This is a genomic window from Kastovskya adunca, assembly GCF_059505785.1.
This window is the reverse complement of record NZ_JCACLG010000010.1, coordinates 37931-63031: the sequence shown is the minus strand read 5'-3', so window position 1 is coordinate 63031 and position 25101 is coordinate 37931. Positions and strand designations below refer to the sequence as shown.

The 25101-nt window shown below is 47.8% G+C and carries 23 protein-coding genes and 1 pseudogene; 9 read left to right on the top strand and 15 right to left on the bottom strand.

Translation table 11 applies throughout. The annotated features are described in order from the left end of the window. Positions 1–247: 247 nt before the first annotated feature. The 4 genes from AC5JR3_RS03130 to AC5JR3_RS03115 form a co-directional block, all read right to left on the bottom strand. Positions 248–544, bottom strand: coding sequence for a YlxR family protein (locus AC5JR3_RS03130; RefSeq protein ID WP_495842945.1), 297 nt, complete (start codon positions 542–544; stop codon positions 248–250). Positions 545–774: 230 nt separating this feature from the next. Next, positions 775–2127 (bottom strand): transcription termination factor NusA, encoded by a 1353-nt coding sequence (gene nusA / locus AC5JR3_RS03125; RefSeq protein ID WP_495842943.1) that lies wholly within the window; start codon positions 2125–2127, stop codon positions 775–777. A 130-nt stretch (positions 2128–2257) separates the two neighbouring features. Further along, positions 2258–2719: a ribosome maturation factor RimP gene (rimP, locus tag AC5JR3_RS03120; RefSeq protein ID WP_495842941.1), complete on the bottom strand. Its 462-nt coding sequence runs from the start codon at positions 2717–2719 to the stop codon at positions 2258–2260. 161 nt (positions 2720–2880) lie between these two features. After that, positions 2881–4347, bottom strand: coding sequence for a hypothetical protein (locus tag AC5JR3_RS03115; RefSeq protein ID WP_495842939.1), 1467 nt, complete (start codon positions 4345–4347; stop codon positions 2881–2883). Between the two features lie 340 nt (positions 4348–4687). On the opposite strand from AC5JR3_RS03115, the pseudogene AC5JR3_RS03110 reads away from it, so the two are divergent. Beyond that, a pseudogene (locus AC5JR3_RS03110) lies at positions 4688–5110 on the top strand (peptidoglycan-binding domain-containing protein); the annotation flags it as partial. A gap of 64 nt (positions 5111–5174) precedes the next feature. Here AC5JR3_RS03110 and AC5JR3_RS03105 read toward each other — a convergent pair. The 5 genes from AC5JR3_RS03105 to AC5JR3_RS03085 all read right to left on the bottom strand — a co-directional run bounded on the left by AC5JR3_RS03105 (position 5175) and on the right by AC5JR3_RS03085 (position 10453). Next, entirely contained in the window at positions 5175–5552 is a 378-nt protein-coding gene (locus AC5JR3_RS03105; protein ID WP_495842990.1) for a hypothetical protein, read from the bottom strand. 202 nt (positions 5553–5754) lie between these two features. Next, positions 5755–6639 (bottom strand): SDH family Clp fold serine proteinase, encoded by an 885-nt coding sequence (locus AC5JR3_RS03100; protein WP_495842936.1) that lies wholly within the window; start codon positions 6637–6639, stop codon positions 5755–5757. Positions 6640–6910: 271 nt separating this feature from the next. Next, positions 6911–7531 carry a hypothetical protein gene (locus tag AC5JR3_RS03095; protein ID WP_495842934.1) on the bottom strand — a complete coding sequence of 207 codons (621 nt, stop codon included), beginning with the start codon at positions 7529–7531 and terminating at the stop codon, positions 6911–6913. Between the two features lie 200 nt (positions 7532–7731). After that, complete coding sequence (locus tag AC5JR3_RS03090; protein ID WP_495842932.1) at positions 7732–8667, bottom strand: lysylphosphatidylglycerol synthase domain-containing protein; 936 nt, start codon at positions 8665–8667, stop codon at positions 7732–7734. Between the two features lie 352 nt (positions 8668–9019). Then, the gene (locus AC5JR3_RS03085; protein ID WP_495842930.1) at positions 9020–10453 is read right to left on the bottom strand and encodes an S-layer homology domain-containing protein; all 1434 of its coding nucleotides are present in this window, start codon (positions 10451–10453) and stop codon (positions 9020–9022) included. A 1008-nt stretch (positions 10454–11461) separates the two neighbouring features. Between AC5JR3_RS03085 and AC5JR3_RS03080 the strand changes: the two genes are divergently transcribed. Continuing rightward, entirely contained in the window at positions 11462–11890 is a 429-nt protein-coding gene (locus AC5JR3_RS03080; protein WP_495842928.1) for a hypothetical protein, read from the top strand. Positions 11891–12223: 333 nt separating this feature from the next. Continuing rightward, positions 12224–12790: a signal peptidase I gene (gene lepB / locus AC5JR3_RS03075; protein ID WP_495842926.1), complete on the top strand. Its 567-nt coding sequence runs from the start codon at positions 12224–12226 to the stop codon at positions 12788–12790. Positions 12791–13017: 227 nt separating this feature from the next. Here the strand turns inward: lepB and AC5JR3_RS03070 are convergent, their stop codons facing one another. After that, positions 13018–13572: a ComEA family DNA-binding protein gene (locus tag AC5JR3_RS03070; protein ID WP_495842924.1), complete on the bottom strand. Its 555-nt coding sequence runs from the start codon at positions 13570–13572 to the stop codon at positions 13018–13020. Positions 13573–13584: 12 nt separating this feature from the next. Continuing rightward, complete coding sequence (locus tag AC5JR3_RS03065; protein WP_495842987.1) at positions 13585–13980, bottom strand: NINE protein; 396 nt, start codon at positions 13978–13980, stop codon at positions 13585–13587. 205 nt (positions 13981–14185) lie between these two features. Between AC5JR3_RS03065 and AC5JR3_RS03060 the strand changes: the two genes are divergently transcribed. Then, positions 14186–14515, top strand: coding sequence for a DUF1825 family protein (locus tag AC5JR3_RS03060; RefSeq protein WP_495842922.1), 330 nt, complete (start codon positions 14186–14188; stop codon positions 14513–14515). A 61-nt stretch (positions 14516–14576) separates the two neighbouring features. Here AC5JR3_RS03060 and AC5JR3_RS03055 read toward each other — a convergent pair whose 3' ends face one another. After that, complete coding sequence (locus AC5JR3_RS03055) at positions 14577–16499, bottom strand: transglycosylase domain-containing protein (protein WP_495842921.1); 1923 nt, start codon at positions 16497–16499, stop codon at positions 14577–14579. 325 nt (positions 16500–16824) lie between these two features. Here AC5JR3_RS03055 and tyrS point away from each other — a divergent pair, with 325 nt between their 5' ends. The 3 genes from tyrS to AC5JR3_RS03040 all read left to right on the top strand — a co-directional run bounded on the left by tyrS (position 16825) and on the right by AC5JR3_RS03040 (position 19754). After that, positions 16825–18060 carry a tyrosine--tRNA ligase gene (tyrS, locus tag AC5JR3_RS03050; protein ID WP_495842919.1) on the top strand — a complete coding sequence of 412 codons (1236 nt, stop codon included), beginning with the start codon at positions 16825–16827 and terminating at the stop codon, positions 18058–18060. A gap of 235 nt (positions 18061–18295) precedes the next feature. Continuing rightward, positions 18296–19012, top strand: a complete 717-nt coding sequence (gene pyrF / locus AC5JR3_RS03045) for an orotidine-5'-phosphate decarboxylase (protein ID WP_495842917.1) — start codon at positions 18296–18298, stop codon at positions 19010–19012. 49 nt (positions 19013–19061) lie between these two features. Next, positions 19062–19754, top strand: a complete 693-nt coding sequence (locus tag AC5JR3_RS03040) for a hypothetical protein (RefSeq protein WP_495842915.1) — start codon at positions 19062–19064, stop codon at positions 19752–19754. 159 nt (positions 19755–19913) lie between these two features. Here the strand turns inward: AC5JR3_RS03040 and AC5JR3_RS03035 are convergent, their stop codons facing one another. Then, positions 19914–20120 carry a hypothetical protein gene (locus tag AC5JR3_RS03035; protein ID WP_495842913.1) on the bottom strand — a complete coding sequence of 69 codons (207 nt, stop codon included), beginning with the start codon at positions 20118–20120 and terminating at the stop codon, positions 19914–19916. A 350-nt stretch (positions 20121–20470) separates the two neighbouring features. On the opposite strand from AC5JR3_RS03035, the gene AC5JR3_RS03030 reads away from it, so the two are divergent. Further along, complete coding sequence (locus AC5JR3_RS03030) at positions 20471–21493, top strand: tetratricopeptide repeat protein (protein WP_495842911.1); 1023 nt, start codon at positions 20471–20473, stop codon at positions 21491–21493. A 76-nt stretch (positions 21494–21569) separates the two neighbouring features. Here the strand turns inward: AC5JR3_RS03030 and AC5JR3_RS03025 are convergent, their stop codons facing one another. Then, entirely contained in the window at positions 21570–21755 is a 186-nt protein-coding gene (locus tag AC5JR3_RS03025) for a PCP reductase family protein (protein ID WP_495842909.1), read from the bottom strand. A gap of 730 nt (positions 21756–22485) precedes the next feature. On the opposite strand from AC5JR3_RS03025, the gene mnmE reads away from it, so the two are divergent. Then, a complete protein-coding gene (gene mnmE / locus AC5JR3_RS03020) occupies positions 22486–23868 on the top strand; it encodes a tRNA uridine-5-carboxymethylaminomethyl(34) synthesis GTPase MnmE (protein ID WP_495842907.1) in 1383 nt (460 codons plus the stop codon). An 80-nt stretch (positions 23869–23948) separates the two neighbouring features. Here the strand turns inward: mnmE and AC5JR3_RS03015 are convergent, their stop codons facing one another. Next, positions 23949–24926 carry a ribonuclease III domain-containing protein gene (locus AC5JR3_RS03015; protein ID WP_495842906.1) on the bottom strand — a complete coding sequence of 326 codons (978 nt, stop codon included), beginning with the start codon at positions 24924–24926 and terminating at the stop codon, positions 23949–23951. Between the last annotated feature and the right edge of the window lie 175 nt (positions 24927–25101).

The following is a 25101-nucleotide window of genomic DNA, read 5'->3' as shown; positions in this document are numbered from 1 at the left end:
TGTCGCTGACACTTAAACAAACCCGCTTAACAGGAAGCCAGCGAGCGACTTCTTAAAGAGTAGACTAATTTTCTTTCTTTTAACGGGCAAATATCTTTCCAAAAGCAGATTGGCTTTCCAACCTTAGGCGGCTGGCTTGGTCAATGTGCTAATAAATTTGCCTAAAACGCCTTTTCCTCCAAACATTCTTGATCAACTTGTCTCTCCTTAATCTATTTTAACGATTGCTACTCATTCAGCAAACGGATTATTTTTTGGGAGAGTGAGTTGCCACTTGGGCATTTTCTGCTACTGGCATGGCGGCTAAACGCTGCCATAGGGTTTTGTATATCTCTTCAGGCACTGATGCTCGTAGCGATCGCCCTAATCGGTTCTTCTTTTGAGCCGCTGCCAGACAGCTAGAGTTTTGGCATAAGTAAGCAGAACGTCCCATGCCCTCATCTAATTGTACTAAACCTGAGGGGTAGACTCTAACAATACGCCAAAAGGCTGCCTTAGGTGCCACTTGACGACAGCTTACACAACGTCGGTTGTTAGGTTCCATAGGCGTTGATGCGAGCATCCCAAATCATGAGTGTACTTCAAGGAGTGATGGGCAACCGTTACTTTGACGTTCTGAGTAATTAGGCCCTCAGTTGTGATTAGCTAGTGGCGAATAGCGCCAGCCCCCTTGATGAATTTATCCGGGGCTACGAGAGTCTACGTTGATTAGCGCACCCCCATCCCGCATATACACCCTTCACACTTCTGCTCCTTTGCCAACCTCAGCGTAACTCAAGTCGGAGAATCGACGGCTTCTTCCTCTTCCTCTTCCTCATCAAGCTGTGCTTCCGGGTCTATATTCTCCTGATCCCAATCGTTAGACTTGGTGATGATAGGAGATTCCATCACGTCATCTTCATACTCTTCGTCAAATTCCTGCTCATCTTCCGCATCAGCTGCGGCTTCTAAGGCAGCGGCTTGCAGCGCCTCCATCTTGCGGCCTTCTGCTTCGTAATCGTACTTAGCCACGTCTTTGATATCAATTTTCCAACCCGTCAGGCGTGCGGCTAGACGGACATTTTGTCCTTCTTTTCCGATTGCCAAACTCAATTGGTCTTCTGCCACCAGTACATGAGCTTGCCGTCCTTCGGGATTCACAAGCAGCACTTGCTCTACTCGTGCGGGACTCAGAGCATTGGCAATATAAGTTGAAGGGTCAGGAGACCAGCGAATAACATCAATTTTCTCCCCGCGCAATTCATTGACGACCACCTGAATGCGGGAACCCCGAGCACCAATACAAGCCCCCACCGGGTCAACATCTCGCTCCAAGGTATCTACAGCAATCTTGGTTCTTGGGCCCACATGACGTGATGGGGGATTGGCTTCCCTGGCAACGGCAACAATCCGCACCACTTCGTCTTCAATTTCTGGCACTTCATTGGCAAATAGATACACTACCAAGCCAGCAGCAGCACGGGAAACAACCAGTTGAGGCCCCCGGTGTGGGCCTTCGCGCACTTTCTTCAGAAAGACTTTAAAGGTGGCATTGATGCGGTAATTATCATTAGGCAGTTGCTCGCGCTTTGGCAGTTCGGCTTCAACTTCGGGGCGACCAAAGCCGCTGCTCAGTGCCATAATCACTGATTGTCGCTCAAAGCGTAGCGCTCTGGCTTGCAAAACGGTGCCTTCTAATTCTTCAAATTCTTCTTGAATTAATTTCCGTTGCTGGTCGCGGAGTTTTTGTGACAGCACTTGCTTGGTTTGGATCGCTGCCATCCGACCAAATTCCCGTTGATCTGGAGTGACGTCCAGCACCACTTCCGCTCCCGGTTGGGCTTCAGGGGCGACTTCCCGAACTTCTGTTAGATCGATTTGGTGATCGTTGCTGCTAACTTCTTCAACAATAGTTTTTGTGGCGAGGATGCGAAAGCCTTCTTCATCCACGTCGAGATCGACTTCAAAGTTATCAAAGTAATCTTCATCAAAATGGAAGCGATCCAAGCGTTGAGCACGGCGGTAGCGCTCGTATCCTTTGATCAGCGCTTCTCGGAGCGCTTGCTGGACAGCCGACCTCGGCAGGTTATGGCTTTGAGAGATCTCATCAATCATCTTTTTGAGTCCAGGCAGACTAACAATTGACATAAGCAAAACTCCAGTAATGTACTCAGTGGGCAGTAGTTAGCAGTTAGCCTCTGGAAAACAACCGGAGGCAACACATTCAAAACTACGACACGGAAAGCGGCAAAGCGAATCGCTCTGACGGTTTGGTGATTTACCGTTGCTCGTCTAGCTGTACCCGAGCAACCAATTCGCGGGGAATGGCAAACGATCGCCCCTTGCGGTTCAGGTAAATATTTGTTTCATCCCGGCTAATCAACTGACCTTGCCATTCTTTGTGTCCTTCAAATGGCGCAAAAGTCTTGACCAGGACAGGAAATCCTTTAAAGGCAATAAACTCTCGGTCAGTCATTAGCTGGCGTGAAGTCCCAGGGCTGGAAACTTCCAAAACATAAGCGTCTGGAAGTAAGTCACTGGCGTCCAATTCCTCTTCCAAAGCACGACTCATCCGTTCGCAGTCTTCTAGCCCTGTATCTGCAGTGCGGTTACGGATATCTACACGCAGCACTGGAGGGCGTTGATTGGTGTGAAAAACTGCCCCAACGATCTCCAATCCCAGTTGTTCTGCCACTGGTGTTGCCAAATCAATCAATTGAGGGATTACAGGATGAGTCATTGAAAAACTCCAACAAAAAAAGTGGGGCTAACCCACTTCAAGGCAAAACTTTTCCAAGAAGCCTAGAGACAAACAAACTAGCTGCCGTCTCTATTTCCGAGTGTAGCGCACAACGGAATGCTCTGGGGAGAGAAGTAGACTTTACTCTTGACTACTCTTGACTACCGTTGTGCAATTCGATGGATGGCCCTAGTTTGCTCTAATACAGCCTCTAAGTCTTCTTCAGACAAGCGTTCGACGTAGTTGATCTTCACCTCTTCTAAAAAGGCGATCAGTAGGTACTTGACTCGCTCTAGGGTGTGTTTGGCTTGCAGTTCTGCACCAAAGGCGACGCTGGCATTTTGAATCAATCTCTCAAGGAGTTGCCCTCCAACGGGGTCAGGTTGTAAAGCCCCGTTAACAGTGTCATATACGGCTTGGCAGATTTCTTTAACAAGTTTTTCCGTAAGCTGGTGTTGCCATTGTTCCATGCCAGGGACTTTCTGGAGTCCCTGAACCGCTGGCGTTTGATTCAGTACTTTGTCTATGTTGTGTTGCAATAAAGCTTCAATGTCCGGGCGAATTTTAGGGAAAACCTGATAAACTGCCATCTCCATCCCCAGTTTAACTAAGGCTTCCACCTCATTGGTGTCGTTGAGATCGATGTAGGTTTGGGCTTCGGCTCCCGCTAGCCAGCGGCTGAAATCTTCCTGACGAATTGAGTATTGAATTTGGCTGATGATGCGAACAACAATCACTTCTGTAAGGTCTTCGGCGAAGTTGGCAACAAATCCCTGGTTAATTTGCTTTTGGATAGGAAGGAGATCGAGTAAGTCGGCTTGGTTGAGGCGAATGACAATGGGGATAATCCGCAGCCAGCGCCACAGGGGTAAAAACAAGAAGATGTCGTACCAACGCCAGAGCATAGCATCGAGCCAGCGCAAACCTGCGTGACGCCGATGGATGTAGTAGGTGCGGAGAAGAAATTCGATGAAGAACAGGCTGGCAAACCAGATGTCGATTTTCCAGAAGTAATCAACAAGGTCGCCTGTTTCCCCAAAGGGGCGGAAGTAGTTGGTTTCAATGGGGGGCTGAATTTCTTGGTTGTAAAAGGCGATCGCTTGGGCAAACCCTTGCCCAGACAGGTACTCCTGACTCCAAAACTCCCGAAATGCTTGCTTGGAAGAATCGCCTTGATTAGGAACGTGCGATCGCATTCTATTTTTAATTTTCTCCAATGCCCCTGTCTTATTTGCTACCTCAAAGGGATTGGTGTCAATCATTTCTGCGCTGAGATTGCGTAACCTCGCCAGCAAGGGTTCAACTTCTGGTGACTGCAACCCTGTTTGTGCGACTTGGGCTTTCAGCGCATTGACAGCATCGATATAACGCTGGGTATCTCGATTTGGTTCAATTCCCTTGATGGGATCATAAATGTCTGTTAAAGAAGGAACCCGCACATCTAATCCACCGATGTCTGCTCTAAATGCCGGAAAGGCTCGCAGATAAAAATCTCGCCACGGAATGTAACTTAAGTCAAATAACACAATTCCATAGTTAGTGAGGGCTAAAATTGCCACCACTCGTTCAAACCAGAGATTGCGACGGCGATGGGAGGTTTTTGAACTCAGTCTTCGGAGGGATGACATAAATCAATAATTAATAATTATTCCGTCATTATTTACTTGTCAATGGTTAATTGTCAGTAACGAACAATCAGAAACTATTGCCCAAGCGAGATCGGAAAATAGCGCAAGTATAGTAGCAATTAATACACCCTTGACCGATGCAATGAATCATAAAACAAGTCAAGGGTAGGAGAACGTTTATTTTTTAGGGGATTATGATCATTAATCGGAAAAAAACATCAGAAATAAACAAAGGATTGGAAAATTAAATTTCCTATCTCTCCGATTATGCCTATATTGTATTTATTTCAATTACTTGCTATTTAACTCTAGTGATCAATGTGAGGAGCTTAGTAATAATATGTGGAATCGCTATGGAGCAGCACTGGCTATAGTCAGCTTTGGTTTGACTGCGAGTTTAGTAAGTTACGAAACTGTCCAAGCCGCTCGCAGTCAAGATTATAGCCCCAGAGAATTTCGCACCCTTTTGCGCGGTTTTGGCTATAACATCACTCCAGGAGACAGCCTGAGGGATCAGCCAACGCGAGCCGCCGTGCAGGAATTTCAGCGGGGCTACAGGTTGCAAGTTGATGGCATCGCTGGCCCAAACACTCAAGATTTCGCTGCCGATTTGGTAAGAATTCTCAAAGGCAACTTGAATCTTGTGGTTAAGCCAAATCCACCTTTGGAACGTACTCAGTTTTATGACGAACGAACAGAAGCGGTTATCAGGGAGTTCCAGAGACAAAACAACTTGCCAGTAACGGGTATTATCACCCTACGACAACGTCAGCTTCTTGACCGACAAGCTAGGGAAATACTGGGCAAACAACCAGCAGCACCTGCACCTAGACCAGGGGCATCTCCCTCGCCTTCGCCATCACCATCGCCATCACCCCAGCGATCTTCTTCTCCTTCTCCATCGCCATCGCCATCACCCCAGCGATCGCCTGTAGTACCATCGCCTTCTCCTTCGCCATCACCCCAGCGATCGCCTGTAGTACCATCACCATCGCCATCGCCATCGCCACAGCGATCGCCTGTAGTACCATCACCATCGCCATCGCCATCACCGTTGCCACAGCGATCGCCTGTAGTACCGTCGCCATCGCCATCGCCACAGGGATCACCTGTAGTACCGTCGCCATCGCCGTCACCACAGGGATCGCCTGTAGTACCATCGTCCTCACCATTACCACCGCGATCGCCCCTGGTGCCATCGCCATCACCCTCCCCTTCCCCGTAAGGTTTCAGGCAGGGTTGTTTCATTCTCCTGATTAGTTCAGGAGAGGGATGTAATCCTCCTTGACTGCTTCAAGGCTCTACCGGGAATTCAAGCTGATCAGGCGAAATTTCTCCCCCTGCCGAACCGTAAGAGTCCAAGGAGTGAAACAGTCCTGCTAAGTCAGTGCTGACAGCGCTCTTGCTTTACGGTCTGCTTTCCTCCATCGGTCTGCCTTTCGATGCGGGTAAAGCAGGGCGGGGTTCGTAGGGCATGGGGATGTACTGTACAGATGGGCGTCCTCCCTGAGGTTGAGGATATAGATCCATCAAGCCGTAAATGGACGGTGGCAGACCGACAGTAACAGGCAAACCCAGATCGGTTGCCTCTTCCACGGTAATCGGATAATCGTGAGTGACTCGCCCGGTGGTCAGGGCTTCGATGATTGACTCAACTTTTTCCGGCGCAATCTTCTGTGTCGGAAAGTCATCTTTGAGTAGCGTGCGGACAAAATTCTGAACCTGCTGTATGGCTTTGCGAGATAGATCCGCCATAATCAGAGTTTGGTCGTCGATTTTATCAATCGGCTTTTGTTCAACCACTTTGAGGACGCTAGCAGCGGCTGTTTGACCTAACTGAGGATCGACGGGCCCTAAAACAGCGTTGGCATCCATGACAATTTCATCAGCGGCAAGAGCAAGCATAGTGCCGCCACTCATCGCGTAGTGGGGGATAAAAACCGTGACTTTGCCTTGGTGACGAATTAGTGCTCTGGCAATTTGTTCTGTAGCGAGAACTAAACCACCTGGGGTGTGCAAAATTAGGTCAATGGGGACATTAGGCGGTGTCAAACGAATCGCCCGCAAGATTTGTTCAGAGTCTTCAATTGAGATGTAGCGAGAGAGGGGGATTCCTAGCAAGCTAATAGACTCTTGGCGATGAATGAGCAAGATGACGCGGCTTTTGCGTTGTTGCTCAAACCCCTGCAAGGCTTGCACTCGCTTCGCTTCCATTTGGCGTTTTTGCCACCAAGGTTGGAGCGAAGAGAATACAAGAAAAATCCAAAATAGGTCAAAAAAGTTAAAGTCCATGAAGGGATCGCCTGAAACACAATAGTTTCTTATTGTTTCAAGTTCACCCAATCTAAAGCTCTATCTGGAGAGTTGGTTTCCCCTACGTGAAAGCTTGGGTATAAAAATTCTTTTTAAAGGGGAATCAGTCTCAGCCTCTAAAGGGGAAAGGCGATCGCTAACTTAAGCCTTTTATCAGGTTGTCTTAAAAAAGAAACGGTCGAATCAACAAATGATAGCAAAATGTCACAACGCCCTCCCTCGCAACAACTCCACGCCTAGATTGCACAAACTAATCTAGGTTGCTGGCGATTGAGGCGGGAAATCTGATTTTGCGAAAACTACCCACTCTCAACATGAGTTTGCCCCACCGCACACTCCATAGCTGTTTGGGTGGCTTGAGCTTTAGCTGAGTCGGAACGCGCTCAAACAGAATGTCTAACTCACTTTGCCCGACTTCGTTCCACAATTGCTCAATTGGCTTAAATTCCTTTTGGTGTGGGAACTGGGGAGCAAACTGGATTAGTGCCTTGGCATGTCCAGTCAACGGCTGAAAGTGGATCGAATACTGCAATCCTGTTTGCGGGTTGTCCCTTAGCTCAAAACAGGGAAAAAATTCGGGAAAGCGCGCTCTGGCTTCTCGGAAACGGCTAGTAATATCCTGCTCCCAGCGCTGGCGGAAAGCTTCAGCAGTCGTAAGGTCTTGGATAGGAGATACAACGTAGTCACTTCCTGTCAGTTGCTCGTTAATGAAGCTCTTTGTTCTTGGGTCGTATTGTTCATTCATAACTCTTACCGCGAGGAGACTTACCTTACTCAGTAGCTTAGCGATTAGATTTGACAGGGCTGTGACAATCTTTTGACAGTGATTTTCATCTAGGTAATATTCCTGGCTTTTACTTGCGCCAGCCATTAGTTATTAGTCTGTTGGGGATGGGATGGAGTATTAGAACAGATAACAGTCATTCGACCTCTTGCACAAATCCTCTAGACCCCTCCCCAACCCTCCCCTTGCCAAGGGGAGGGAGATAGTTTCCTCCCTTACCAAGGGGGGATTAAGGGGGGTAATTCCAATTCATGCAAGAAGTCTATTAGACCTCTTCAAGAACTCAGTTAATTTAGGCGGCGACGTAGCTCGTACCCGCCAAGCAATAACAAGGCAACCATCAACGGTAAAAAGTAATAAATGCCTCGATAAGCTAGTAACGACCCCAGCGCCACATCAGCAGGGATAGTCGGCGCAAGCAACAGCACCACCACTGTCTCAAAAACTCCCAAGCCACCTGGAACGTGGCTGACAATCCCCGCAACTTGTGCCAGCAGGTAAATGCTAAAAAAAGCGGGGAAAGACAAAGTTGACTCGGTTGTTAACAAAACATAAAGTACCCCACCCGCGATCGCCCAGTCGATAGCTGAAAGAGCAATTTGAGCAATTGAGATCTCTAAAGAAGGAAGTACAAGTATGGTGTTGCCGATTTTGAGACTCTTGCGCTTACTCCAAGCACTCAACAAGAGATAACCCATCACCAAAGCCAGAAAAATTCCACCAATGTGATGGGCTGAAGTAATGGGTAAATTCAGCGTTTCAGGAATTGCCAGTGGCTCTACTAAAAACAATCCACCGCCAACGGCAAACATACCCAGCCAAAAGCTCAGGTTGCCAAAGGCAATGATCTTAGCAATCTCTACCTTAGATAGACCCCAGGCTGAATATAAACGGTAGCGAATCGCACTACTTGTGAAAAAAGAAAAGCCCACACTATTGCTAATGCAAAAGCTGGTAAATGCTGCCAGAGCCGTTTTGGGGAAAGGAAGCTGACGGCGGATGTAGCGCAACGCCAATACATCATACCCACTCGTTACTAGATAACCCAGAATTGTGAGTATTATCCCCATCAACAGGCGATCGTCCGGCAGTCTTGTCAGGCTATTCAATACATCGCGGTAATTGTACGCCTTCAGTTCGCGAGTAATTACCCAAATCGCCAGACTCAACAACAGTAAACTAATGAGAATACCAACTAGGTGAGAGAGTTTCTGTTTATTCATCCGATCTGGCAACTGTTGAGCATTAGCCTTTAAGCACCAAGCTTGAAATAATCTAGCAGGCGATCGCCTGAACTTGCCCAAATTATTGATACCAAAATGTCCGGCAACGTTCCTCTTTACAGGCTATTAGGCGAATACAAAGGAAAACTACATAAAAATGAAATCAATCGTCATCCCCTAGGGCTGATACTCTGGCACTACCTTAGCAAACGCACTAATTTTACCTCCGGAGCGTGAGCCGCCGCATTATACTCCTGTCGATAGTTGAGTTGAATCATATTTAGGAACAAAAAATAGGGCGTTTTGCGAAACGCCACCACTAGCTTACCTACAACTGAGTGGAAACTATTTTTTATTGATTCTCTGAACCTGTAGGTGGAGCCTCCGATTGTGCTGTTGGCTGACTCGGTTGACGCTTCAGTTGCTGCGCCTCTTTTGCCGAAAGCCCTTCCCCTTGACTGCCAAAGTACCAAAGGGCGGCGGCGGCTTCAGCACGAGTCACAGTTTTCTGGGGTTGAAATAGAGTTGTATAACCAAACACCCGACGGATGTTGGAAGACTCGCCATTCTGAAAATCTGCCAGCACCGCCCGTAGTGCTGTCGGGTTAACCTTGCCAGAATCTTGGAAGCCCCAGGTTTCCTGCACCGCCTCCACAGAAGCCTTGGGTAAGGTAGAGCGAGTATCAAGGGGTGTTTTCCACAACACTAGGTTTTCCCGCGTTAACGGAGCATCAGGACGAAACAGCACGTTAGTACTGTCACCACTGAGGGTACTAGGAATCAATCCCGCTTCCGCTAATCCCTGGATGGCTGCAAAATCTGGATCGCTACGGGGAACATCGGAAAACGCCGGTTGAGATGTTCCTGATGCCAAGCGAACTTGTTGCCCTGGGCGGTTGGCATGAACCTGATTATTGGCAGCAACTAACCACCGAGCGTACTGGCGGCGGGTGACGGCTTTGTTCGGTTCAAAGGCACCGCTAGCGGAGTTACTTTTGGAGGCAGAGTCGGGCTTCAATACCCCTAACACTGCTAAATCTTCAATGTACGGACGAAATTGGGGGACTTTTTCAATGTCAGTAAACTCTGAGGCAACGCTTGTTGTCTGGGGCGTATTGGTAGAATTATCAGCCGTTGATGAGCCTGGGGAATTTAACCCCAAACGCTGACCTATATTGCCTACCCTTAAGAGTGAATCTGGCTCAGATGTCGAATTTTCTGCGATCGCAACTTCACCCGCATTGCGGTTGTACTCGATAGTTAGTTCAGTTGCAGCGTCAGTGGAGGGCGATTCTGATGTAGCAGGCGTTTCTCTGCTGGTGGGTTGAACTGATAGGTTCACTTGCAGATCATCTCGACGTGCCACCAGGGTGCTACGGGTATCGTCACCATTTTGTGTGACAATTTCCCAGTTGTTGGACTGAAATTCTTTTTGGTAATAGCTTTGGATTAAGTTACTAGGGTCAGGAGATGTCCAACGCGCTAACCGAGGTTCGCTATTAGAAGCTGCTTGCAGTTGGACTTCTGGATAAATAGGGATTTCAGAGGGGAAGTCTTCTGGTAATTGGGCGATCGCATTCGGTTGTGTATTACCTTGCGGCGAAGACTGATCCAGCGTCAAACCATTATCCGGCAAATTGGGGTCAGCAGCAAAACTACTCTCCCACGATTTCCCGTTGGGAGCAGTTGCACAGGCAGTCGATACACTAAGCAAGCAAAGAGATAAACTAGCCAGTAAAATCGGACGTTTCTTAAACAGCACGGCGACCATCACAACAAAGCTCACTTCTTATTACGCTAGCGCAAAAATTTTAAAGCCATTTCCGGTCACATAAAACCCCCAACCCCTAAAAGAGGAGCGAGAGGGTGAATAAGCAGATTATTAAAAAGTTTTAAAGTCTAATTTGCACTCACCTTACGACGCCGACATCCGTAAGTTCCTGTAAAAGCTAATCCCAGCTAAAGCCTTCGTGCCAACGCCAGAAGGTTCGGGAATGTACTTAATGTTACCTACCTAGATAATTAAGCAAAAAGCCATTACTGCACTGCTATCAATATAGGAAGTTTCTTTAGCTACATAATCTTAATTTTTATTAGTGAATAGTTTGAATAGCAGCAAACTTGTAAAATCCTTATAAATTAGTAATTGCAGCTTAGGCTCTTGTCATAAAAAAGAATTTTGTTTTATAGTTTAGACCTTAAAAATAGTTGTTAATTAATAAACCTCCGTATTTACTCTGTTGAAACTCCCTCTAGAGTCAATTTATATTTGCAATGATTAATGTCCTCAGTAAAAATTAGCAACTTTCTATTTCAGCTTGTTTTCTGCTGTCAACAGTTGCACCGAGATTGAAGAGGAGAGTTTTTGACTCATACCAGAAATTACAAGCGCGATCGCTTCTAGCCAAGTTTCCCCACCTAGGTATTAAGACTTACTGACTCAATTTTTCGCCAAAGGGTTAGTTGTCATTCTGAAGGAAACACTGCGTAGCAAGTCGGGTGCATCTGCTTTCTTACAAGGGGTTGAGCAGAAAACTACATACCGCGTGCCAATCCTATTGTCTTTGCTGACACCTAAAGATTGCAGATTTGTAACATAGGCGTTGACGCTACCTTGGGGAAAAGACTATGTTAGTTTTTCAGATTGGCGGCAATGAAGCTCACAGAGATTTGCTCTCACTCACTCTGTTTTAAAAGTCCAGATTTGGGATTTCAGACTATTTTCAGATTTAGACAGACCTCATCCTGAGCCATATTCCCAACACGAGCACAGCCGCTTTAACCTGGAAGAATCATGTCAAATTTCTTGAGAAATTTCTCCCTTGGTAGTTTAGCAGTATTTAATTTGCTCTTCCTTACCTATGTCGTTAAGCAACCTGTTCTCTCCTCTAGCAACACACCAGAAAATCTCTCAACACCAATTTCTAATGAAGTACTGACGATTGAAGGTGAAATCATTACGGTGATGGGCATTTTTCCTCCCCAAATAGTAGTGCAAACAGAGTCTGGTCGATATTACGTGACTGTACCGCGAAGTACAACTATCATCGCTAAAGGTGGAAAAAAAGTGAGTTTGACTAGTGGTGACTTAGATAAAGCTCGGCGGGTGAAGATCTCAGGTCTAAGTACCAATTCTCATGGCTGGGCTATAACGGCTAAAAAGATTAAAGTCGTCTCACGTATAGAGAGAATAAGAATAGGGGATTGGCAACAGGGGGTTTGAGATGGAACTCAGGTTAGCAAGTTGTTCGGCGTAGCCGTAGCCGCAGGCTAGGTTAGAAGATTGTTAATCGTTCATGGCTAATTGCTAAGGATTTTTCACCCTTTTGTTAATTTCACCCGACTACGAGGGCGCTTCCCTAATCAGCGCCTTGGCTTTCCTACGCCCCGGCTCTAGATCCTGCCCATAACGGACAACTGTTTAGTTCATACGTGGTATCTTGGCTGAGAAACAATAAAGATAGTTATGTGCTGGTACGGTGCCGCTACCAGCTTTTTTTTGAAACCTCGTATGTCCCCAGAGAACCCAAATTTAGCATCAGATAAGGCTCCAAAATTGGCAACTTCTCAGCCAGAAGTCAAAGATGGAAAGTTAGGCTTTTGGCAGCAAGTCCAGGAAAATGTACAGATTATTGTAGTTGCCCTAGTCTTGGCATTGCTGATTCGGACATTTGTTGCCGAACCCCGCTACATTCCTTCCGATTCAATGCTACCGACACTGGAGATTGGCGATCGCATCGTGGTAGAAAAAATCTCCTACCATTTCCACCCTCCAGAAAGGCTAGATATTGTGGTGTTTGACCCACCTCAGCAGTTACAAATTCAAGGCTACTCAAAAGATCAAGCCTTCATCAAACGGGTCATTGGCACACCAGGAAGCACGGTGGTAGTGAAAGATGGCAAAGTGTATTTAAATAATATTCCTCAAAAAGAAGACTACATTGCTGAGGCTCCAGCCTATCAGTGGGAAGCAGAGGAAGTGCCATCAGGTCAACTTTTGGTGATGGGAGATAACCGCAACAACAGCAATGACTCCCACATTTGGGGCTTCCTTCCTCAGGAAAATGTCATTGGTCGTGCCTCTTTCCGCTTCTGGCCCCTCAGCCGAATTGGGTGGGTATGAGTTATTAAATCCTGAGTGCGGAAGAAAGGATGAAGTATATTCGGCGAAGCCGTTGCCGGAGGCTAGAGTAAGAGGTTATCGTTTCTCCTCATCTCCTCATCATCCCTCTCTTCTTTCCAACCTCTGCGCCCTCTGTGCCTCTGTGGTTTATTAAAACCCTCATCCCCCCAGCCCCCATCTCTCCCACTCAGGACTCAGCACTCAGGACTCAGCACTCACTTCATCCTTCAAAAGCGCAGGTAATGCATTAGCTGGGAGATTAATTTAGGAGCGAGGGAGAGGCGTCGCTGGAAATCAGCAAGGTGGCGATAAGGGCCAGCTTCTAGGCGATCGCGCATAATGGCTCTGGCTAGGGGCATATCGACTAGGGGAATTTGTGCTAGTTGCTCAACGGAGGCGGTGTTGGGGTTGATGAGGGTACAAGACAGCTCGCCATCGTAGTAACAAAAGCTCAAAATCGGTTTCAGCGGGCTTAGTCGCTGTGCGGGTACGCCCAAGGCGGCGGCAATGTCTTCCGTGCAGTAAAACTGGACGCCCAGGTTAGTCAGTTCAACTAGCGATCGCGCCTGATGAATCGATAGCCCTGGCAGGCGTAACCAATCATCAACGCTGGCTTGATTGACATCAATCTTAATACCTAAGGCAGCAGCGACAACAATTTCGTCCTGCGATCGCAGCCGATAGTAGGGGTCGCTTTGGATGCGTACCTGAATATGATGCCAGTTGGAGTTGAGCAATCGAGGCGATCGCTCCGTCGAAGATAACCAGTCAAAAAGTGCCATCTTTTGTACTCTTTACAGCATTCGATCGAGCAACTGACGGCGCTTCTGCTCAAATTCGTACTCTGACACTAACCCCTCCTGGCGTAAGCTATCCAACTGGCGCAAGGCATCAGCGATCGCTCCGATTTGCGCGGGGTCAAATGTCACTGCTGGCGTCTCCACAGGAGAACTAGCAGGTATCACCCCCAAATTAAAATTCCGGTTAAATTCATCTTGCTCTTGTGCCAGATACCACACCCCTTCAATCGCACTGGCAACTTTGGGAATGGGCGTCCAAGAGAGCAACAAATACATTACTCCCCACAACGGCTGTCCCAGATAGAACTTATGGAATCCGGCGATCGGAAATACCGCCCCACAAAAGGCCAAAAGGGCAGCAACTCTTCGATTTTTTGGCTTGCTCAACATCCTTGCACTCACCTGTGTAGACGGCTGAATTTTAGCCAAATCAGCTTGGCATTCTTCTATGATATTGACTCCCTCGACATTGTTTTGTGTCAAATAGTCTGTAACCCGCCGACATACGGAAAACCGAATTTTACGGGAGCCTTACCCTAAACTAAAATGTGATTAAAGGTAGCCGTACAACCCACTTCGGTTGAGTAGGAGAACAATGGGGTTTTTTGATTCAGAAATAGTCCAGCAAGAAGCAAAGCAGCTGTTTGAAGATTATCAATCCCTAATCCAGCTCGGAAGCAGCTACGGTAAATTTGACTTGGAAGGTAAAAAAATTTACATCCAGCAAATGGAAGACATGATGGAGCGCTATCAGGTCTTTATGAAGCGCTTCGAGTTGTCTGATGACTTCATGGCACAAATGACAATCCAGCAACTCAAGACCCAGCTTAATCAATTCGGTGTTACTCCGCAGCAAATGTTTGACCAGATGCAAATGACCTTGGAGCGAATGAAATCTGAACTGGAAAAAGAGGCTAAAGGCTAGAGTGTCAAGGAGACAAGAACTTGATAACGGAAGTTAAACACTTCTCTCTAGCCCCTAGTCTCTAGTTACGTGGTCGCTCGAAGTTAGAAGCTGGAGGGAAGTAGCGTACAGTCTCTCCCTGCAATGCCTGACTCATAAAACTTCGCCAGATGGGTGCAGCATAGCCCCCGCCTGTAACCCCACCGCCCATTGGACGGTTATTGTCATTACCAATCCAAACAGCAGTCGCTAGCTGCGGGACGTAACCCACAAACCAGACGTCCCGCTCAGACGAGGTTGTTCCTGTTTTTCCGGCTGCTGGACGCCCAATATTGGCGGCTGTCCCGGTACCGCCAGCAATTACCCCTTGCAGCACACTGTTGAGTGAGGCAGTTGCCCACGGATCGAGTACAAGTTTGGGTTTCGGGGTATTGTCTAGCAACACATTGCCGCTGGTATCTGTCACCCGCACAATCACAGTTGGTGTTGAGTGCCAACCATTACTCGCAAAGGTGGCATAAGCACCTGCCATTTCTAGCGGGGTCATACCAATTGCTCCCAAGGGCAACGAAGTCACCGGTTCCATCGGACTCTTAACGTCCAGAGTGCGTAGGACTTCAATGACTTTATCCAATCCCACAGCTCGTCCAATCTTCACCGCCGGAACGTTAGCAGATTGAATTAAAGCGGTGCGAATGCTCATCGGGCCAGAGTACCCACCACCGTAGTTTCTAGGAGAGTAATAGCCACTGCCATCGCGATAGCTGACGGGGGAATCGTACACCGTAGAACCGGGAGAGAATTTGCCCGTCGCAAAGGCTGTGTAGTAAACAAAAGGCTTAAAGGACGATCCAGGCTGACGTCGGGACTGAATTGCCCGGTTAAATTGGCTTTTATCGTAGCTGACACCACCAACCAGGGCTTTGACGAAATGGGTACGAGGGTCAACCGCCGCTAAGGCAACTTGATCGGCTCGTACACCACGGCGACGCAAGTTAGCATGCGCTCTGGTCACTGTTGATTCTGCCATGCGCTGGAATTTGGCGTCGATGGTTGTTTGAACGCGCATTCCCCCTTTTAAGACAGCCTCTTTCCCAAAGCGTTCGTTCAACTCGGCTACAACCGCTTCGGTGATATAGGGTAGTTCGCTGCTTTGCCAGGATGTTGGTTTTCCGACTTTTAGCGGCTCTTTGAAAGCGGCGTCTGCTTCACTGGCGGTGATCCATCCTAGATTGCTCATTCGAGTCAGGACTTGAAATTGCCGTCGTTTAGCTTCGTCGTAGTTAATAAAGGGACTATATTCTTCCGGGGCTTGAATCAGTCCTGCTAGCAACGCTGACTCTGACAGATTTAAATCTTTAGCAGATTTAGCAAAGTAGCTTTGGGAAGCGGTTTCGATGCCGTAGTTGTTGTGACCCCAATAGACTTGATTGAGGTACATCTCCAGAATTTGATTTTTGGAGAAGATTTGCTCTACGCGGATGGCTAAGACGGCTTCAGCGATTTTGCGGCTAAATTTGCGATCGCGTGAGAGGAAAAGATTCTTCACCAACTGCATCGTCAGAGTCGAGCCGCCTTCCACTACAGACCCTTGCTGCCAGTTTTTCACCAGCGCCCGACCGACACTATTGGGGTTAATGCCTTGGTGAATGTAGAAGTGGCTGTCTTCAATCGCCATCACTGCTCGCTTGAGGTTAGGCGAAATTTGATCGAGCTTGACTACCTCTCGGTTTGCTTCCCCATGCAGCCTAGCAAGGGGCTTGCCCTTGATATCGTAAATATAGGTCGTTTCCGAAGGAACATAACCCCGTAAAACTCTGACATCCGGGAGGTTGCGGAAACTGGCTGCCAGACCGACTAATCCGCCAGCGACGACGGAGCTGGTGAGCATAGTGACGCCAAGGACAGTTCCGCCTGTTGCCTTAGCGACTCCCTGCACAAACCGAATACCTGGTGTTAAACCGCTTTTGTGCTCTTTTTTCTGTTGAATAGTGCTAGATGACACGGCGATTTCACTTCCTCACTCAAAAAAGATTGCAGGCGTTCTGAACAAACGCAATCGGTCAGGGCTTTCTATAGATGATTACAGAAATTCGTAGCAACAGCCGGACTATTGGCAAGATTGTTCGCAGCAGTAGCTGGGTAAAAAACAGCAACGCTAGCCCTAACCTTACTCATATCCATTAATAGTGCATCCTGCGATAAGTTTGATGTAATAACAGCATGGCTATTCTGGCATTTTTTGCCAATAATAATAGTCTGGCTTTAAAGATTTGCACACTATTTTGACAAGTTTGACCCATCTGCCCCACATTAATGCCTCTTTTAGCATGAGTGCTAATAAATCTTCAAAACTTCTTGATTCTCTTGCTTGGCTTGAGCGGGGGGTCAATGAAATTTTTCCCCATCAACCGACCTCTCAAGACCCCAACGAGAACCTGGTACAACGCATTGCCCAAACGGATCGACCGTTGCGAGTCAAGTTAGGTATCGACCCGACAGGCACAGATATTCATCTTGGTCACAGCATCCCCTTCCGGAAACTCCGATCATTTCAAGATGCGGGTCATACTGCTGTTTTGATTGTTGGAGACTTTACCGCCCGGATTGGAGACCCGACCGGAAAATCAGAAGTACGTCGCCAACTCACCCCAGCGGAAGTAAAGCAAAATGCTCAAACTTACCTAGAGCAAGTCCGTCCCATTCTAGATTTTGAGACGCCCGGACGCCTGGAAATTCGCTACAACTCTGAGTGGTTGAGTTCTTTAGATTTAGCAAAAATCCTGGATTTGTTAGCAACAATGACCGTAGGGCAAATGCTAGCAAAAGAAGGCTTTGCCGAACGCTATAAACAAGGAAACGCAATTTTCCTACATGAATTTCTCTATCCCTTGATGCAGGGGTACGATTCGGTAGCGGTGCAAGCCGATGTTGAATTGGGAGGAACTGACCAAAAATTTAATATTGCCGTAGGGCGAGATCTACAACGCCATTTTAACCAAACGCCTCAGTTTGGCTTACTGATGCCAATTTTGATCGGGACAGATGGCGTGCAAAAAATGTCGAAGTCCTTGGGTAATTATGTCGGCTTATCGGAAGATGCGCTGACAATGTACTCAAAGCTGGAAAAGACGCCCGACGATTTGTTGGATCAGTATTTTGAACTGCTGACGGATTTGCCCTTAGAACAACTCCCCGAATCTCCACGAGAGCGCCAAAAACTCCTCGCCCTCACTATCGTTAGTCAATACCATGGTGAGGCAGAAGCGACATCTGCCCAACAAGCGGCAGAGGACATTGTAAAAAAAGGGTCTACGGCTACGGGAGATGCTGTACCGGAATTTTGCCTAACTGATGTAGAATTTCCCGCAAAGTTGTTTTACATCCTTAACGCCAGTGGTTTGTGTAAAAGCAGCGGGGAGGGGCGGCGACAAATTCAAGGCGGGGCGGTGAAGTTAGATGGCGATCGCGTTTCTGACATTGACCTGACCTTTGAAAACCCTGATGCTCTCAATGGTAAGGTTTTACAGGTTGGGAAAAAGAAGTTTGTCCGCCTAGTTCCTTAGTAAGGGAGCGGGGGAGCAGGGGAGCAGGGGAGCAGGGGAGCAGGGGAGCAGGGGAGCAGGGGAGCAGGGGTGCGGCGGAGAAGCAATAACCAACCCTATTCATACTTCATCCTTCATACTTCATACTTCACCAAGCGCCTCCGGCAACGGCTTCGCCGAACATACTTTCTCCCCCACTCTCCGACTCACCGACTCTCTTCTCTCCCCCAATCCTTACCCTTACAAAGCAAGCTCAATGGCTGTAGAAGACCGGATAATTGTGCCTTTAGATGTTTCGAGCGAGGAAGCAGCGATCGCTCTTGTGGAGCAGTTGCCCCAAGTCACCTGGTGGAAGGTGGGATTGGAGCTATTTGTTAGCTGTGGCCCTAGTATCCTGAGTCAGCTCAAAGAGCGGCAAAAACGAATATTTCTCGATCTAAAGCTGCACGACATCCCTAACACAATGGCGGGGGCTTGTCGGGCAGCCGCAGGCTACGGGGTTGATTTGCTCACGGTTCATGGAACGGCGGGTCGTGCTGCTCTCACAGCCTCCTTTAACGCCGTCCAAGAAGGCGCACAAGCTGCCGGATGCCCCCCAACCAAGCTAGTTGCTATTACCCTGCTAACCAGTTTGACCTCGCGCGATTTAGCGTTTGACCTAAAAATCCCCCTAGAACTGCCAGAGTATGCATTACATATGGCACTCTTAGCCAAAGATACTCAATTGAACGGGGCGGTTTGTTCCCCTCAAGAGGTTGAACAACTGCGTCAAACTTGTGGGGATGATTTTCTCTTAATTTGTCCGGGTGTGCGTCCTAAATGGGCAACAAGTGGAGATCAAAGGCGATCGCGTACTCCTTTTGAAGCGATTAAATCCGGTGCAGATTATTTGGTGATTGGGCGTCCAATTACTGCTGCGCCCGATCCTTCTGCCGCTTGGGAACGAATTTGCCAAGAGTTGGCAGATGCCTAGTCATGTATTAATTTGAGGGAACTAATTCACTCTCAACAGCCTCAGTATTTTGAAGTTAGCAATTAGTCATTGGAACTTTACTCCCTTGAATGACTGGCGGTTGTTTATAGCCAGATTGAGCGGGAGTGTTATGGGAGGAATGATTGCTATGCCGGGGGCGATCGCTTTTTCTTCCCCAGCAATCTCTCACACCCCACTCTCTCAAAACTTACAGATGCCCGATAGCGTGTCTGTACAATCCTCTTGCCCCACGGATGTAGAAACTCTCATCACGCTCCTGCTCCCGGATTTGCCCAGTTATGCTAATCGGGAAATTCAACGGGCCCGCCGCTTGAGTCGAAGTGTCGATTTGTTTAGTTACGTCCTGATTGCCGGAAAGCCTGAGTTTGAACCCCTCAGCCTTGGCCCCGGTGACTATACTGCTGTTATCCCCAGTTCTGAGGTGGAACCTCCTCAGCAAGTCTTCATCACCACCCTCGAACGGAAATACTCAGATGGAAGGGAGTTCAGGTTCCAGCAATACCACTGGGTGTTTCTTACCCAGACCCCTGAAGGTTGGCGTTTAGCCTTGATGTATTCTCGACTTGGTTCTACTGTACCTGGACGCCCTCCTACCCCCCCACGGGAAACCAGCAATAGTGCTTTCGGTCAAGCTATCAAACTCTGGTTGCGAGATTGCCGTGCCGGAAGCCTGAGAACCCCACAGCTTGCACCGATACAGGGTGAGTTCCTGAGTCGGTGAGTTGGTGAGTCCTGAGTAGGGGAGAGGAGGAGCGGGGGAGCAGGGGAGCAGGGGAGCAGGGGAGCAGGGGAGCAGGGGAGCAGGGGAGCAGGGGAGAGGAAGAGAACCAATAACCTCTTTCATACTTCATCCTTCATACTTCACCCTTCATACTTCACCCTATCCCTCTTTCGGGGCTTCGTCTTCTAACTTAATCGCCAAATCAATCAAGAAGCGTACATAGCGAATTGTCTCCGCTAAACCCTTTTCCATCACAGGATAGCTGTAGCGGGGAACCTGTTCTTTTGGGTGCTGCCAACGTAACCACAGTTGTTTGTTGATTACCTTAGTGCTGATCGTCCAGTCTCGGTACTTGACTGGGTGCATCTCCAAAAGAGAGTTGTCAGTGTCTATCACGGGAAGTTACCGAGAAGGTTAAGTCGTTGCTTACTACAAGTGCCACAGTCATGCCTCCGGAATTTGTAAAGACGGAAACGGCATCAGTAGTTCTACTAGTCGTAATAAATCACTTTATTAATATTGTTTCTAATTTGTTACTTCTTGTTAAGACTTTAAGGTCGTAGCTGAGATCGCCAAGCCCTAGGATGTTAATTCCTTTGGGAGCTAGAAGAGGCACAAGATTAATCTAATGACTAATTTCTAGTCCACTTGTTGAGTTATGTTATGATTCTGGGAATCTTAAAGACAAAGTCATTCTATGGATAGATGCCAAGTCTATGAAGCTGCCCCTATATCTTGAAGCCGAGTTTTTTTTCCAGTGGGGATTGCGTTTGAGCAACGCGAAAAACTACAAAGCGGCAGTTACCAATTTCAACCGAGCTTTGAAGTTCAAACCCGACGACTACAACACCTTGTCTCAGCTAGGCATTGCCTTGGGCAACTTAAGCCTTCATGAGCAAGCCCTCAAGAGCTTTGATGAAGCTTTGGTAATTCGTCCGGACTGTGGATGGATTTGGCACAATCGAGGTATTGCGCTAGGGAACTTAGGTCGTTACTGGGAAGCCCTCAACAGCTTTGACCGTTCGTTGGAGTTTAACCCCAATGCTGCTCAAGTGTGGCACAACCGAGGGATTACCCTAACTGACTGGGGTCGTTATGACAAGGCAGTTGACAGCTTTGAGCGATCGCTAAAACTACAACCTGATGCCTACTGGGCATGGTACAACCGGGGCAATGCTCTATTGCAGTTGCGACGCTACGAAGATGCGCTCAATAGCTTTGATCGAGCGCTAGAATTTAACCCGGATGGGGCGAAAGTGTGGCACAACCGAGGTACAACGTTGAGCGAACTAGGACGCTATGACAAGGCTGTTCTTAGCTTCGATCGCGCGATCGCCCTGCACCCTCAAAACGGTCAAGCTTGGTCTAACCGAGGTGCAGCATTAGGTAAATCTGGTCGTCATACGGAGGCTATTGCCTGTTTCAATGAGGCTCTGAAATTAAATGAGCGAGACGATTTTACTTGGTATAACCGAGGTGTCGCCCTAGAACAACTCGGTCGCTATGAAGAGGCACTGCTTAACTACGACAAATCTTTAGAAATCGCTCCCAACCAGGCGAATGCCTTTTACAACAAAGCTTGCTGTTATGCTTTCTTGGGGGCTTCTGAATTTGTCATGTGCCATTTGCAACGAGCGATCGCTCTTGCTCCTGAGCAATATCGCCAGTTAGCTAAAAACAACACCCTTTTTGATAATTTCCGGATTAACGACGGGTTTCAGGCGTTACTGCAAGATTAACTTGATCGCTAATGATTGCCAGAACTGAGCCAGAGTTACTTGAGATCAGTAAAGTCAGTAAGTGAGCGCTGTGACCTTACTGACCAAATTCAGTCCTGGCTTGTTCTACTATTTCCACCGTTATCACATCTAAATCTGAAGCACGAGCTATTTGCTCGATCCTGACTTTGGCTTGAGTTCGCACGAAAAAAGGAATATTTTTCAGCTTTTCTTTAGCTTCTGGTGTCCACTTTAGGGCATCCATCATTTCAAACTCTTTCATGGCACATCCAGCCTCCAACTAGTAGTAGTTAGTTTGATTCTCAAGCTAATTCTAATTAGATTTTACTGGAATTTTGAACAGATTTTTTAACTAGTGATCGCTCAAAATATAAATTACAACGAGCAATTATTTTCAAGCTTTAAATTTCGTGGCATCTGTACAAAGATTTGTATAGAGTCAGTGGCATCAAAGCTTGGTGTAAAGCAGCACGACGTTTTACTTGGCAAATTTGACTTCTTGAGTAAAATAAAAAATTATCTTTATAAAGGAACTTATATCAAGTTAGATGCGAGGAAGAGAATATTCTCTGCTCTAATATCAGAAAACCCTCATCGGTTAGGGGTGCTAGGGTTTTTATTTTAAGTGATAGTAATTAAGGCGGTTTATACTTCACTTAGCTAATATCAAGTGGTCTTACTGATAATTTCATCTTGCCCCAAGCATTATTGAAGGGGAAACTTTTGACGGCTGGCGGTGTTACTGAACCAAATTTAGCGTTAAAATCTCTCACCTCACCCAAATCGGGTTAAATGCACGCTGAGTGTACGACAGTGCGATCGCCTCTTACGTGATTTGAGCGATCGCCACCACTGCACCAAAATCCGACTACCTAGCCGCTAATCACAAGCTCACTATCCGCCATCCCCTTTCCCTTGCTAGGCTAATTAGGAAGGAGTCAAAACAGTTGCTTCCTTCCTAACTCCCCTGCTCCCATTCCCCCTACCCAAAGATGTCCGAGACGTTCGTACAAAGTGAAACCATTGCCGCGATCGCTACAGCGGTAGTCCCCCAACAGGGAAGTGTGGGGATTGTGCGGATGTCGGGAATGGAGGCGATCGCGATCGCCCGCACCCTCTTCGAGGCACCAGGGAGTCAGCCTTGGGAAAGCCACCGAATTCTCTACGGCTACGTGCGTCATCCCCAAACTAAAACCTTGGTGGATGAAGCTTTGTTGTTGATTATGAAAACGCCTCGTTCCTACACCCGTGAAGATGTGGTGGAGTTCCATTGTCACGGTGGGATTATGCCCGTTCAGCAGGTGTTGCAACTGTGCATCGAACAGGGGGCAAGGCTGGCGCAACCGGGAGAATTTACGCTGCGGGCATTTCTGAATGGACGATTGGATTTAACTCAGGCAGAAAGTATTGCGGATTTAGTCGGGGCGCGATCGCTCCAAGCGTCCCAAATGGCACTGGCGGGATTACAAGGCAAATTAGCTGCCCCCATCCGCCAATTACGCGCCACCTGTCTAGACATTTTGGCAGAAGTAGAAGCGCGCATCGATTTTGAAGAGGACTTGCCTCCTCTAGATGAAGCCGCCGTTGTCGCCCAAATAAATCATATAACTGCCGAATTGTCAAGAGTATTAGCGACTGCCGAGCAGGGAGAACTGCTGCGTACAGGCTTGAAAGTAGCAATTGTCGGGCGTCCGAATGTCGGCAAGTCGAGTTTGTTGAATGCCTGGAGTCGGAGCGATCGCGCTATTGTTACTGACCTTCCTGGCACCACCCGCGATGTGGTGGAGTCGCAGTTAGTGGTTGGTGGTATCCCGGTGCAAGTTCTAGATACGGCAGGGATTCGGGATACCGTGGATCGAGTGGAGAAAATTGGGGTGGAGCGATCGCGTTCTGCGGCGCAAGCGGCTGACTTGGTTCTCCTCACCATTGATGCTCAAGTGGGTTGGACAAGTGAGGATCAGGAGATTTACGACAACGTCTCTCACCGTCCCCTAATTCTTGTGAGCAATAAAACTGACCTTGCCCCAGAAAAATCGACAGAGTACCCTCAGGGAATTAAGCGCGTCGTCACTACAGCGGCTGCCTATAATCAAGGCATCGATAGCTTAGAGCAAGCCATCCTCGAAACCGTCAAGAGCGATAATGTGCAAGCCGCAAACCTGGATTTAGCAATTAACCAGCGACAAGCCGCCGCCTTAACGCGGGCGAAAACTGCCCTTGAGCAAGTGCAAGGGACAGTTGCTGACCAACTTCCCCTAGATTTCTGGTCAATTGACCTCCGAGGAGCGATTCAAGCATTGGGAGAAGTGACGGGCGAAGAAGTCACAGAGTCCGTCCTCGACCGGATTTTTAGTCGCTTTTGCATTGGGAAGTAGAGCGAGTGCCAAAGTATCTCTGGATATCAACTGTAAAATAAATTAGCCTGCCGACCTCGGTACTGGTATAGACGCGACTTCTAGTTGCCAGAAGGAATTGCTTTTTCTCCTTCCAGCACGGCATTAAAATGGTCTCTCCCGGCGTGATAATCTTTGCTTTCGTATCCCATTACGTGGCGAACAATCCATTTTTGAGATTTGCCGTCTTTTAGCAATAACGCGATCGCCTGACGCAAAATCTCATCACCATCCAAAAAGCGCTCCTCAAACCATGTAGAGGTGTTTTTAAAGGCTCGTTTTTCTTCTAAGGTGCTGTGTTCTAGGTAAACCATCGCCAACAATACCTCGAAGGATTTACCTAGATCCCCAATACTCCCCAGATTCAGGGCTGTCAAATCTCCGGAGTTGAGTTTACTGGTGTACCCAACTTGACGGTTTTTAGAAATCAGCTCCTTGTGCAACTCTTTGAGCCGTTCTGCACTCACACAAGGGAGGTGGCAATACAGATAACTAGCCGCGATCGCTTTGATCAGGCTATCACCGAGAAACTTGATTTGCTTATCCGGTGAGGAGCGCTCCTTGATGTCTTTGAGGTGACGCTCCAAGACGGGTGCAATTAAATGCTTCGTTAGCCAAGTCTGTACCTGCGAAAAACTTCGATCTAGATAAATTGCACCAGCTAAAGCAACAAGACCAGCCCCAAAGGGATTGTGCGATTGCTGGCGGAGGCGATGCCGTTCTTCTGTCAAGCCTAAAAATGGGTAAGCCTCCCCTAGCCCCAGTTGATACCACAACTGTGTGAGGCGTTCCCCTTCCATCAGCTTGCTCCGTAAAGCCTTGAGGTTGCTGATTTCTAGATACGGACAGTGATGATACAAGTAATCAGTCACAACCATATCCAAAATGGCAGTACCCAGGAACTCTAGCCGCTCGTTATTCGCCTCTGGTTCGTTGATGTGTTGCGCGTAAGAGCGATGGCTCAAGGCTAGGTAGAGGATGTCACTGTTTTTGAAATTGATGCCAATTTTTGTTTCTACTGGATTGGGGTTCCATTCCACGAGCGACCTCCAAAAGAGAACTATTGTGGATTTAGGATAACCCACGACCTATGCTAAAAAAATTGTTGCCGTGGTAAGACCAAGACAACAACTCTTTAGATGTCTGTAGGACAGGCATCTCGCCTGCCTACTATAGGCAATTTAGAGGCATATTAGCCAATTTTTGACGTTTTTT

Bases quoted from the DNA above. Each gene is read 5' to 3' on its own strand.
- AC5JR3_RS03095 (WP_495842934.1), bottom strand. From the start codon at position 7,531: ATGGCTGGCGCAAGTAAAAGCCAGGAATATTACCTAGATGAAAATCAC.
- AC5JR3_RS03130 (WP_495842945.1), bottom strand. From the start codon at position 544: ATGGAACCTAACAACCGACGTTGTGTAAGCTGTCGTCAAGTGGCACCT.
- AC5JR3_RS03105 (WP_495842990.1), bottom strand. From the start codon at position 5,552: ATGGCGATGGCACCAGGGGCGATCGCGGTGGTAATGGTGAGGACGATG.
- pyrF (WP_495842917.1), top strand. From the start codon at position 18,296: ATGGCTGTAGAAGACCGGATAATTGTGCCTTTAGATGTTTCGAGCGAG.
- AC5JR3_RS03030 (WP_495842911.1), top strand. From the start codon at position 20,471: ATGAAGCTGCCCCTATATCTTGAAGCCGAGTTTTTTTTCCAGTGGGGA.
- AC5JR3_RS03070 (WP_495842924.1), bottom strand. From the start codon at position 13,572: ATGGCACTTTTTGACTGGTTATCTTCGACGGAGCGATCGCCTCGATTG.
- AC5JR3_RS03060 (WP_495842922.1), top strand. From the start codon at position 14,186: ATGGGGTTTTTTGATTCAGAAATAGTCCAGCAAGAAGCAAAGCAGCTG.
- AC5JR3_RS03115 (WP_495842939.1), bottom strand. From the start codon at position 4,347: ATGTCATCCCTCCGAAGACTGAGTTCAAAAACCTCCCATCGCCGTCGC.
- AC5JR3_RS03035 (WP_495842913.1), bottom strand. From the start codon at position 20,120: ATGCACCCAGTCAAGTACCGAGACTGGACGATCAGCACTAAGGTAATC.
- AC5JR3_RS03065 (WP_495842987.1), bottom strand. From the start codon at position 13,980: ATGTTGAGCAAGCCAAAAAATCGAAGAGTTGCTGCCCTTTTGGCCTTT.
- AC5JR3_RS03025 (WP_495842909.1), bottom strand. From the start codon at position 21,755: ATGAAAGAGTTTGAAATGATGGATGCCCTAAAGTGGACACCAGAAGCT.
- AC5JR3_RS03090 (WP_495842932.1), bottom strand. From the start codon at position 8,667: ATGAATAAACAGAAACTCTCTCACCTAGTTGGTATTCTCATTAGTTTA.
- AC5JR3_RS03100 (WP_495842936.1), bottom strand. From the start codon at position 6,639: ATGGACTTTAACTTTTTTGACCTATTTTGGATTTTTCTTGTATTCTCT.
- mnmE (WP_495842907.1), top strand. From the start codon at position 22,486: ATGTCCGAGACGTTCGTACAAAGTGAAACCATTGCCGCGATCGCTACA.
- tyrS (WP_495842919.1), top strand. From the start codon at position 16,825: ATGAGTGCTAATAAATCTTCAAAACTTCTTGATTCTCTTGCTTGGCTT.
- AC5JR3_RS03080 (WP_495842928.1), top strand. From the start codon at position 11,462: ATGTCAAATTTCTTGAGAAATTTCTCCCTTGGTAGTTTAGCAGTATTT.
- rimP (WP_495842941.1), bottom strand. From the start codon at position 2,719: ATGACTCATCCTGTAATCCCTCAATTGATTGATTTGGCAACACCAGTG.
- nusA (WP_495842943.1), bottom strand. From the start codon at position 2,127: ATGTCAATTGTTAGTCTGCCTGGACTCAAAAAGATGATTGATGAGATC.